13 protein-coding genes are annotated in these 11,075 nt (G+C 46.8%); 2 read left to right on the top strand and 11 right to left on the bottom strand.

The window, feature by feature from the left end:
* Positions 1-184: 184 nt before the first annotated feature.
* The 3 genes from AC13C0_RS00440 to gcvA form a co-directional block, all read right to left on the bottom strand.
* The gene (locus tag AC13C0_RS00440) at positions 185-496 is read right to left on the bottom strand and encodes a helix-turn-helix domain-containing protein (protein ID WP_482953730.1); all 312 of its coding nucleotides are present in this window, start codon (positions 494-496) and stop codon (positions 185-187) included.
* Positions 497-510: 14 nt separating this feature from the next.
* Positions 511-864: a type II toxin-antitoxin system RelE/ParE family toxin gene (locus AC13C0_RS00445; RefSeq protein WP_482953731.1), complete on the bottom strand. Its 354-nt coding sequence runs from the start codon at positions 862-864 to the stop codon at positions 511-513.
* 196 nt (positions 865-1,060) lie between these two features.
* Positions 1,061-1,939 (bottom strand): transcriptional regulator GcvA, encoded by an 879-nt coding sequence (gcvA, locus tag AC13C0_RS00450; protein ID WP_104270658.1) that lies wholly within the window; start codon positions 1,937-1,939, stop codon positions 1,061-1,063.
* Positions 1,940-2,065: 126 nt separating this feature from the next.
* On the opposite strand from gcvA, the gene AC13C0_RS00455 reads away from it, so the two are divergent.
* Positions 2,066-2,239, top strand: coding sequence for an RSP_7527 family protein (locus AC13C0_RS00455; protein ID WP_482953732.1), 174 nt, complete (start codon positions 2,066-2,068; stop codon positions 2,237-2,239).
* Between the two features lie 135 nt (positions 2,240-2,374).
* Here AC13C0_RS00455 and AC13C0_RS00460 read toward each other — a convergent pair whose 3' ends face one another.
* Entirely contained in the window at positions 2,375-2,677 is a 303-nt protein-coding gene (locus tag AC13C0_RS00460; protein WP_482953733.1) for a hypothetical protein, read from the bottom strand.
* Positions 2,678-2,793: 116 nt separating this feature from the next.
* Positions 2,794-3,684, bottom strand: a complete 891-nt coding sequence (locus AC13C0_RS00465; protein WP_482953734.1) for an alpha/beta fold hydrolase — start codon at positions 3,682-3,684, stop codon at positions 2,794-2,796.
* Between the two features lie 242 nt (positions 3,685-3,926).
* On the opposite strand from AC13C0_RS00465, the gene AC13C0_RS00470 reads away from it, so the two are divergent.
* Complete coding sequence (locus AC13C0_RS00470) at positions 3,927-4,358, top strand: tautomerase family protein (RefSeq protein WP_482953735.1); 432 nt, start codon at positions 3,927-3,929, stop codon at positions 4,356-4,358.
* Positions 4,359-4,390: 32 nt separating this feature from the next.
* Here the strand turns inward: AC13C0_RS00470 and AC13C0_RS00475 are convergent, their stop codons facing one another.
* The 6 genes from AC13C0_RS00475 to AC13C0_RS00500 form a co-directional block, all read right to left on the bottom strand.
* Positions 4,391-4,885, bottom strand: coding sequence for a hypothetical protein (locus AC13C0_RS00475; RefSeq protein WP_482953736.1), 495 nt, complete (start codon positions 4,883-4,885; stop codon positions 4,391-4,393).
* A 102-nt stretch (positions 4,886-4,987) separates the two neighbouring features.
* The gene (locus AC13C0_RS00480) at positions 4,988-5,476 is read right to left on the bottom strand and encodes a hypothetical protein (RefSeq protein ID WP_482953741.1); all 489 of its coding nucleotides are present in this window, start codon (positions 5,474-5,476) and stop codon (positions 4,988-4,990) included.
* Between the two features lie 51 nt (positions 5,477-5,527).
* Positions 5,528-6,073 carry a PIN domain-containing protein gene (locus AC13C0_RS00485; RefSeq protein WP_482953737.1) on the bottom strand — a complete coding sequence of 182 codons (546 nt, stop codon included), beginning with the start codon at positions 6,071-6,073 and terminating at the stop codon, positions 5,528-5,530.
* A 133-nt stretch (positions 6,074-6,206) separates the two neighbouring features.
* Positions 6,207-8,303, bottom strand: coding sequence for a DEAD/DEAH box helicase (locus AC13C0_RS00490; RefSeq protein ID WP_482953738.1), 2,097 nt, complete (start codon positions 8,301-8,303; stop codon positions 6,207-6,209).
* 1 nt (position 8,304) lies between these two features.
* The gene (locus tag AC13C0_RS00495; RefSeq protein ID WP_482953739.1) at positions 8,305-9,222 is read right to left on the bottom strand and encodes a HamA C-terminal domain-containing protein; all 918 of its coding nucleotides are present in this window, start codon (positions 9,220-9,222) and stop codon (positions 8,305-8,307) included.
* A 140-nt stretch (positions 9,223-9,362) separates the two neighbouring features.
* The gene (locus tag AC13C0_RS00500) at positions 9,363-10,901 is read right to left on the bottom strand and encodes a hypothetical protein (RefSeq protein WP_482953740.1); all 1,539 of its coding nucleotides are present in this window, start codon (positions 10,899-10,901) and stop codon (positions 9,363-9,365) included.
* Between the last annotated feature and the right edge of the window lie 174 nt (positions 10,902-11,075).

Consider the following 11,075-nt stretch of genomic DNA (forward strand, 5'->3'; position numbering starts at 1 on the left):
ACACTTAAGGCCGGTGACTGGATGACATCAGAGCGACATTGGCGCGCATACTACTAATAATTCTCATATCTGGGCGTAATGGGCTAACCGAGAAAATTTCGTGGCTGCTGCTTGGGGTGTTTATGAAATGTTCGGGTTAGAAAATAAATCTGTCCCGATTTTGCAATTTGTCTCGACTTTCCCTTCACGCAGCGCGAGGAGATCCATTATCCTCACCAGCCTGCAAAGTCCAGGTCATACCCAGAGCCCGCCCAGCTTTGACAAGCGTTGTGATGGTCACACCAGTGTCCTTCTCATCAAGAAGGCGGTTGACCACTGTGCGGCTGGTATGCATTTTCTGGGCAAGTTGAGACTTGTTCACACCGGTCTGCCCCATTGCCTGCTGAATCTGCCAGACTATTACCCGCTTCAGCGCCTCAGCTTCTATTTGATCAAGTGTGCCGTCAGCTTCAAGCAGATCATCGAGAGAGCTGCCAACGTGTTTGTGCTGTGTCATTTTCTTGCTCCCATTCAGACAAGATTCCTCTTTCGGTCTCTAGCCTTTGCCAACTCTTGATCCGGTGTTTTTTGAGTCTTCTTGATAAACCCGTTTAACAACACCATATCGCCGCGAAACATCGTGAATATGACTCGTGCAATCCGACCGCCTGATAGATCACTGCGGACTTCCCACAAGTCTGAATTGGCTTTGCCAGAGAAGCCCCTTACCAGAGGCATGCCCAGTGGCCAACCATACTCGACCGTCTTCAGGTCGGTCCCGATCACTGAACGATCATCCTTACCTAGCTTCAGCAACCACTCTTTGACCGGCTCTCGGCCATTGGCGGTTCTGTAGAATACGACGTTAACCGTTTTCCTTGTCATATAACCCCTTCCTTGGCGAAAACCAGTGTACCTAAATAGGTGCATAGATGCCAACGCACAGCATCATTCGGGACAACCGGGGACAACCGGGACAGATCTATTTTCCGTTCTGGAGGTTCGCCAGGTAGCACTCAAAATCACTGGGAAAATAAATCGGAAAATAAATCTGTCCCGGTTTTCGCTGGACAATTTTTCCCTACATCTCGCTCATCAGCCACTCCTTGAAGGCTTTCATCCCGACGGTCAGCGGACGTTGTTTGCGGTAGACCAGATAGAAAGCCCGATTCGTATCGAGCTGGATGTCGAACGGCACCACCAACTTACCCGATTTAATCTCACGGGACGTCAGGGTGCTATCAGCCAGCGCAACTCCCAAGCCCTCCTGGGCCGCCGCCGTGGCCAGTTGCCCACTGGACATCTGCAGGCTGCCCCGGGCGGATATAAAATCAACGCCCGACTGTTGCAGCCAGTTCTCCCACTCCCACTTCCGTTTGCTGACATAGATCAGAGTGTGTTTAGCCAGGTCTTCAGGCTTTTCGAGCGGTAACTCACCTTCCAATAGCTGCGGGCTACACACCGGCACCAACATTACTCTGCGCAGAAAATGCACTTCGATGTCGTCCCATTCACCACTCCCGAAATAGACCGCCATGTCGGTACTGGTGCGATCGAAATCCAGCAGCCCCATGGAGGCGTTAATTTCCAGTTCAATATCCGGGTATAAGGCCTGGAATCGCGCCATGCGCGGCATCAGCCAGCGGGTGAGGAAGTTCGGGGCAACGCTGATCTTGACCACGTTGGATTCCTGGTTCTCAGTCAGGCGCTGGGTGGCCATCTCAATCTCATCGAACGCGTGCCTGACAGATGTCAGGTATTGCTCGCCTTCAGGGGTCAACGTCACCGTTCGCCTGCTTCGGTCAAATAGTGAAAGCCCCAAATATTCTTCAAGTGTCTTCACCTGATGACTAACCGCAGATGACGTCACGAAAAGTTCCTTGCCAGCGGCGGCAAAGCTGCGATGTCTTGCGGCTGACTCAAATACCCGGAGCGCATTCAGGGGTGGCAGGTGGCGCATAACTTCGCTCGACTGGTGAGATTAATTCATGAGTCTGATGAAAAAGGATCGCTTTTTCAACAGCCCCATACTCATTAATATGCTCCCTATCGAAATGACTCACTTATCAAACGAGGACACAGCATCATGAGTTACCAAACTCCGAAACTGAACGAAGACGGCTCTATCGACATCAATTACTACACCCAGCTTGCAAAGCAACAGCGTAGTGAGCACATCGCGCAGATGGCGGCGTCACTGAAAGCCAACATCAAATCCTTTTTCCACGTGAGGCTGCCAAAGCTGTCTACCGGCCATTGACCTGTGTTCCCTTCAGAGCTCAATGTCCTTAAGTGTGAATTGGCTGGTTTCGCCGGCGCTGGCGAATCAGCCTGCTTTTAGGCTTTTCCGACATACAGGCGGGAAATAGCGTGACGATTGACGTAGTAGCGAAGTTTAAGAAGGGAGAGTAGAAATACCGTCGATCTCAGTAACCGTTTTTGCATCCGCCCGTTCAATGATTTTGAGGAGTGTGGATTGAATGGTTTCATCTTCCCTGGCATCACCGCCGCTTGCGAACGTTTGCTTCTGGGGTTCCGCGCCCTCTTCCTCAGTGTAAGAAATCACAACCTCGCTGGCTGAATCGGGCGCTTTGCCAGAGTGCGCTTTACCAAAGTACTCCAGCGAAACCAACGGATAGCCGTGAAAGCCCCTCTTAACCTGCTTCGCAATACGCTTTTTTGCTTTATCCACATTCATAGTGAGGGCCTGTCGCCGCGGTTGTTATCTGGGTGCACATCCGCACCCAGTCGATACCATTCGCCAATTCTATGCCCTTAACCCCATCCAAAATAGCTCTGCCCCGGTTTTCGCTGTCACCGTAAAAACCGGGCCAGGAAATTCAGCTGATCTTCGATGGACCGATCCAGAGCTTCGCCCCGATAGACATCAAAATGACCCACCGGATAGTGCTTCACTTCCGCGTTCGGCATTCTCTGGGCCGCTTTGGCTGCAGCACTCGCCGGGGCGACGGTATCGTGGTCGCAGATCAACACCAGTGCCGGGCAGGCGACTTTACTGGCCAAACGGATGGGCCGGAAAAGGGGAATGGCATAGCTCACGCCCGCTGCAACGTAATTCGACGCGTTATCGGCCAGCAAGGGAACATACCCCTCGTGGCAGTCCTCAGCGGTCATCATGCCCAACTCGCCGGGGCGACCGGCCGACGCAATATACCGGGGAGACATGCCCAGCCCACGACGAAGCCAGTCGACCGTTCCGTGCCAGGTCAGGCGCATCGCCTGCATGAGACCGGCATAACCGACAACCCCCAGCAAAGACGCCAAACCATCCATCATCGGGCATTGGGAGATGGTGCATTGCACGTTTCCATCCTTTGCCGCGGCGGCAATCACCAGCCCGCCAGAAAACGACGTTCCCCACAGGCAAATGCGGCTGCCATCCACACGATCGAGCTGCCGCGCAAAAGTCAGTGCCGCCAGCCAATCTGCCACTTCCTTCCGAGGACTCAGCGTCTGCCGTGGCTGACCATCACTGTCACCGAAATGGCGGTAGTCAAAGGCAAACACCGCATAACCCGCATTGCAGAAGGCTTCTTTAAATGGTGCCAGACCACTGGCATGAGTCAGCCCAAAACCATGGGCCATGACGACGCACGGTAAACCTTTAGTGTCGGCATCCGGCGTATAGAGAACACCGCGACAGGTTGTACCATCGCTCTGAAATTCCAGGGGCGTTTCGATCATTTTTTGGCTCGTATGCTTTAAGGTCGAGAGTCTCAGGATAGCCCATTGCTTCAGGATCTAACCGGCAGTTCAATAATCTCACCAACCACACCCTCTTCACTCACCTGCAATCGCCCCACCGTGATCGGCAGCGTAAATCGCCGGGGCCCGGCAGAAAAGCGTTGCTATAGTGAAACAAACCCGCCTCGCTCCGATAGTGGCGAGATCCAATGCAAACGTACAACCCATGGCAGGAGCTTCCCATGCCCACTTACACCGTCACGGTCGCGAACCTGTCTCTGTCGCCGCAGCAGAAATCACAGATCGCCGAGGCCATAACAGCGGCCCACAACGCCCAAACCGGCGCTCCCAGGTTTTTTGCCCAGGTTCTGTTTTCTGCGGCCAATGAGGGCGACCACTTTGTGGGAGGCAGAGTGAACACAGCGCCTCAGGTGTATGTGCACGGTCTGGTGCGGGAGGGCAGAAGCATTGAGATCAAACAGGCCCTGATGAGCCAGATGCTTGAAGAAATCGCCCAAATCGTGGACATCTCAGCTGAAGATGTCTGGATCTATCTGCAGGACATTCCGGCCACCCAGATGATCGAGTTTGGGCGGTTTTTGCCAGCGCCGGGCGATGAATCTGAGTGGGAAAAGGGAATGTCTCCAGAAAAGCGGGCCAGCTTACCCAAATAACCGCATTAATAGATCTGTCCCGGTTTTCGCAATCAAGTACAGACTTCGTAAGCTTGATGCTTGGACATCAGGATTTCTTCACACTCAGGACTGGTGCAGCTCAGGGTCCGCTTAAGCTCATCCTCGGAGTACTTCCGGGTCAACAGATCGATCATCCTCAGAGCGGTATCATAGTATCGACATTTTTGGTTTTCGTGTTTCAGAACGTCAGCCAGTTGCTCTCGCGCTTCAGCGGCTTCGTTTTGCGCCTCGACCATCTCTGCCTCGTACCTATCTACCCGACTTTCTATTTGCTCGATAATCTGATTGTTATTCTGAACACGAGAGACCTTTAGCTGCTCCTCGTTATACTTCACAGGAAAAACCGATTGCTGAACCCTGGTGAGGGGGCCAATGTCACTCTGCCAAAAGCCGTCCCAATTCCAGAGAATCACGAAAACCAACGCAAAAAGAAAAACAAAGTTAATGAGGCCAGCCAGGAACCCACCGCCTTGTGTATCTGAGTCTTTATTATCTACTTCAGTCACGTGTTAAAACTCCTTTAATTAGACACGTTGCGTTTTACTAGGAAATATTTTCGAGGCGTGAATGTTCTTGATTCGAAATCAGAATTGCAAGCTTCCGCGTACTCATTGCCCCTTTAACTCTCGATAAACCTCACAAGCCTTATCCCGCTCTCGCGCTAACCTGGGATCGCTATTACCCATGGCCGAAACCGTCGCCGCATTGCAGGCCTGCCGGGCATCTTCCAAGCTGGAGAGCATTTGTGCGGAGCCGATACTGGCAACTGTGGGCTTGAACGACACAGCAGCATTGCAGTACATATTCTGGATTTTCACCTGCCGCCAGTCGCCTGCGGACGACTGCTTCAATTCCGAACACAACGCATTGAACAGCCGAGAAGCCTTAACGGTACACTCGGAAAACTGGCTAATGTTTTGTTGATAGTTTGCACAGACACTTTCCGGGCGCACTCGCCATAGTTGGTGCTGGTATGAGACAGGAACACCCTCGTATTCGACAACGACGGGACGAACCTCAAGATTTCTGGTTTCATTGAAATGATTCGATACCGTCGACTGCACAGTATTCAGGTATGCTGAAAAAGCCAAACTCACCGGGTCCAAGAATTTATACTCCGAAATAAATCCAAATTGAGTGTCAAAAAATCAGGCTAGGTATTCAACACCGATATCAGAAAGCTTCAAAAACTTGGCATTTACCAGTTGATTAAGGGCTTTCTGAATGGCCATCTCATTGCCCTGGAGCCGCAGGTGTGAGGCGATGTGGTTTCGTAGGCCGGTCACCTTTTGGGGGCGCTTCTCTTTTGGCGTTGAGGACAGGTTCTTGATCAGCTTCTGAGTTTCACCAGACGCTCCGGCAACCTTGATCTGCCTGCACGCCCTTCCACCTGTCTTAATGTGGGCAATCAATGGGGAGAAACCCGAGTCATTGCTGATCACCTCAAACGCCACCGATCGCTCAGCCTGAGCGTCGAATTTTCCGAGGTAGTAGGCAAGGTGGAAATCCAGGTTGTTTGCCTGAGTGGCTTTCAACTGAACTACCACCATGTTGATCGGCTTATCATACTTAGTGTCCGTGAAGTCCAGCTTGGGCTGCTTGGCACCAAGGAACACGATCACCCGCTCATACTCTGAAAGATTGACCTTGCCAAGATTTCCTATGTTCTCGTAGTCAATAAAAGCCCATTTCATTAATCAACGTCCTATGTTGGTTCGAAAATAGATCTGTGAGGATTCGCCATAACACCCGCATTTGCGGCTGGTTTGGAGCGCAGCGGAAAACCAGTCCGACAACATGCGTTTGTTATACGCTTTCTGGCTCAGCCTATCTTTTGAGTGTGATTCCATCATAGAAGTAGTTCAGAATGAAAATGTCGAACTTATCTAGATCAGGCACATTAGCTACGATTTCCTGAAGACCAATATCTAGAAACTGATTAATGATGCAGTGTAGATCATTATCTATATCTTCAAAGTCGATAACATTAGCATCATGTACCTTTCTGGAAATCATCCTTGGCAGACCATACTCTTCTAACTGATAGACTACAGGGGGAAGAAATGCATGTGAGACTTTGAATATGAAGGGAGAAATATCAACTGTTGTACTTTTCGATACTTTTTTCAGTATAGTATTCACATCATTGAGCAGAGCTGAAAGCTTATAAGTAATACTCCTCTCTAGACCAAAAAAACTGTCGACACTGATATTTTGGTCGTTCAAATTTTCCAGAAGCTGAGGAAACGGGAGTTTCCAGCCATCCGAGATTGTTTTCGTAAAATTAACTATATCTGTATACCTAGCATCCCACCCAGACGGAACCATCCTTAGCAGCCTATAGAGTGAGTAATCCCAATCATCTGGATTCGAAGAATTCAGATAGGACAAATTTTTCCATTCTTCCGGTGCACTTGATATTTCTCTAGCGACTTTAAGAATTGTGGCGGTGCTGCTGCTTTGAAATATGCTTTCCTTAGAAATAGACTCATATGAGTCGACCCCCAGCAGCTCGGCCATTTCTTCTTTATAGCTGATTATTTTTGCAACCTGATCTGAGGTTAAATCTTGTTTGAAATCATTTTCATCTAAGTCTGGTAAGAGATCGTCTGGAAAATCTATATTTAGCTGAGATTCAGTCGGGTCTGGAGGGGCGTCAAGCAGATAAATATTGCCGACAAAATGCTTGAACATCCTTCCGCCTCTGCCAATTATATTCTTATAGGTAAAATCTTTTAACTTACTTCCTCCGTTTTTGTTTTGCCAGATAACAACGTTCTCAGCGGAGGTGTTCACACCTTCGATTATAGAAGATGTTGATACAATGCCTTTTAACCCGTCCTCGATTTCGAAAAGCCTTATCTGTATTTGCGTTAATGACCTATGAAGCTTCCCGTTATGTACACCAAAACCCCGATCAACCATTGATGTTAAAGGCCAGTTTCTAGTGTAATTCTTTGATAACCATCTAGAAAAATCTGTTAAAATTCCGCCTTTACGAGGAGATAACTTATCTATAATCAGGTTAGATATCTGGGTTATGTTGCTGTAAGTTCCTGCGTAAATAAGCGTTTTTTGGTTCCTATCCTTTATCAATGACAAAAGTGCCGCACTTTTTTTGGCAACATCATTCCCAATCTCTTCATAAAGGTTGTGTTTTTCAAGAAATACGGTGTTGAAGTCTAAGTGAATAAACTCGACATCTCTCGTAAACGGGTTATCTTTAAGAGTAGATATGTTTGGAGCAAGAAAATATTTCTGCTTCGATATTTTTCCAAGCTGAATCATAGCTCGAAGTAACGAGGGTGCACGTTCTTTATCATGCTCAGCACTTGCTTTGTAAAATTCATCGATGACGAGAACATCGATAGAATCTAGCTTGTCGATATAAGAAACCGCTCTTTCCTGTGGAAATATAAAAATGTTTTTATCAGAAATTTCAACATCAGTTGTCGTGATTATTTTGTAGTCATCAGAAAACTTCTGTTGAAGCCTTCTTCTTGTCTCATCCGCAAGAGCTATTGTAGGAACAATAATAACAATATTCTTAGGGTTACCTATTGATATAAAAGCATCTATCACAAAGCTCTTACCGAAACTGGTCGGCGCGCTAACTGCTAGACTTTTTCCTTCCAGTAATTTTTTTAGTAGCAGAGACTGCTCTCTATGCAAGGTGACAGGCAACTCAAAGCCTATGTCAACCTTAAAAGATTCATAGACAAACCTATCTTCCCAGCTCGACGTTTCAGGGTCTAGATATGGATAAAGTCCGGTTTCACGAATTAGGTGATTCACGAGAGGGGAATAGGAAACACCCTCCTTTTCGTGAAAATGCAGAACCTTTATTAGCTCATTTCTCGCCAACAAATCATCTCCACTTTTGATGTGATCGCTGATGCTACTACAGGTTTCAAAGATATCCATTTTATTGATCCTTGTAGTGTTCGACATTTTTCACGAACATATCGACTATCTTATCTTTGTTAGGAACAGGGAAAAGAATTATGTGGAACGTTATTTCGGAATATAGATGAACGCTATCTTTAAGCTTCTTTATCTGCTTCTTGAAATAGCTTGTCGCCCTATCGCAATGAAAGGACAGAACCTCACTTTTGTAATGCTCATCAGCCTGTGTCGATTTTGCGGTTATTTCACACTCGTGCATAATCAAAATGGGTATGTGTAATCTAGGCTTTAAATCATCTATAGAGCTTTTGTTAGAAAGCGTCTTTTTAAGTGTTTCCTTTAATTCTTTATCAATTAAAAGCTCGTCTAGGTCCTGGACATTTGTTATTATGGAGTTTTCTTTTTTTAGCTTATCTGTTTTTAGTGAGTTTTCTACCGAGGTGACAATGCTTGACAGTCGTGCATCTTCAATATTGTTATAAAACTTGGCTTCGCCAAACCATATTGAGAAATCACCATTAGGCTCCACCACTATATGAACGCTGTCAGCACCTTTTGCATTATCTTGTGCATTCTGTTTGTAAAATATTTTTGGGACAACAGGAAGTGCCTGATAGTGATGCTTCATCAGTCCGTAAAGAACGATTTCGGCAAGCTCGCTCCCTCGGCCAATATCTTCTTTATCAGAGTCTGTAAGGCGTAAGTTTTTCGCTGCTGCTACAAGCAGGGAATGATTAACCAAAGACTCCCTTTCCTTATATGAAAGCGAAGTCTCAGCAATGTTATCCCAGATAAAGCTCTGAAACTTCGAATATCTCCACTGGCCATCCTCGAAATCATTTAGAAAGCTTGTAGTGAACTTTTTATCTACTGGGGCTAATGATTGATCTAAATTTATCTCTGAGAAAGAGCAATCAATTAATATTTCGAATTCCATGCTCAACACCTACTTCCTAAGTCGTCTCGGATTCTTTTGGTTTGTGTCATGATAATCAAAAATTCCCGCAGATTGATCTTTGCATCAGTTCTGATTGCATATAACGCCGCATTCACCGGCTTGTCCGGTGCAATGCTTTGTTACATCTCATCAAGATCCTGCGTTGCCATCTTCAACCATCCCACATCACCGATTGACCTCGTCGTTGGTTCCACAGGAATCACTTTTATTAGCTCACGGTATTCAGGGGCAATACGTAAACGCTTCACCAAGGCTCTTTTCTGATGCTCTGCTGAACCATCTTTGTCCAAACAAACCCAGACCATTGGCTTTCCGGCTTCCTCGATAAGCTTTCTGAAAAGTCCGTTTATGTGGCTATCATCAATGTTAAATCCGTAGCCCACAACAACTAGACGATCACACGCGATATATTCGTCGTATAGCCCCACATATCTACGAGACATATCCACAGACGTTAACGGCTTTAACCCGCTCTGAGTAAGCACAAAGGGGACGTGTATCTGATCTACAGGAACCTGATCAGGATCGCTTTCTGAAACTACGGAATTCTTGTATGGATTATAGTAATCAGTCACACCGCCATTTAAGTGCTGGACGGTAGGTATTTCAAAATCGAGGTCCAGCGATATCTTTTCAACCAAATTGTTATAGTTCGAAGTTCCAATCGCCGATATCTCAACCCCTAGCCGCTCACAACTTTCAAGGTCGTGATAATAACCACTTTCTGGAAGGTCTCCAATTTCATCCAACTGCTTAACTATATAATCTCGGGTTGCTCTCAGAAAAATGACCATTTTAGAAAATTTTGCCCATTCGGTTCTGGGTGAAAAAAGATATCTAAAATGGCTGTCTATTAACGATTGATAATCTAGGACCGTGGTAAATATATTCTCTAATACCTGCTGAGAAACAGCACATAAGATTTCAGAAACATTCCCATCTTCAAGGTCATAATCGCGACGTTTTTCAAGAAGCAGCTCCAAAGCGGTCAGACCAGCACGGCTGAACTCAAGCCTAAACATGCCTGTGACATCATCGAAAATCGGAATATCATCTGGAGCAGCTTCAAAAAGTTCTTGGTTTAGTCGTTGTACTAAATGTTGACCATGAGCCCCTACAAGTAGTTGAAGAAAAGCTCCTGCATATCGCTGAAGATCGGCAGAATTTTGACCGCGGCTAATTACACTTAAAATTGCAGAATAAAATTCGCTTCCAAATAGCCTGACTTCATTGGCGAGAATTGGATTCATTCTGATAGCAGTTGAGTACAGATGTTCACCAAAATCCGTATCCATCTGTTCGTTGAACTTCTCTATAACGGTATTTTTCTCTATACCCAACTGCGTGAGAGCGTATTCGACCTCTTCGTCAAATGCATTAAGCCTTCGAATAATTTCGTTTTTTCTGTATTCAATAGAGGATTCAATTAATGCCGTGAACTCATTCTTACCGAATGCATGAATCCGCTGTGTGGCATAGTTCTCTGGAAGCCAACTGGTTGCGTAATTTGTTCGTGGATCAATCTGCCTAAGCTGCTCACGTAACTTTTTCTTATGCTCACTCACATCCTGCCGAAAGAGATCGATAGCAAATTTTCCACCACTTGGAAGCCCATAAGATATCTCCGCCCCTGCCCCGAAGAAAAATCCTACTTTCATTCAACCTCCAAATGTTCGAATTTCATACGAATGTAACACCTAAGCATTTAATGGTCGTGCGCAGCATGACCTTTAAATGTCTGTTGGACTAAGCCGCCGGCACCGAAGCTGCCGGGCGACGCATAAGGGTAAAGTAATCGGGAGGCAAGGCTCGGAACGGTGAGGCTGGCTGCC

The sequence above is a fragment of the Marinobacter sp. B-21 genome, assembly GCF_056857895.1.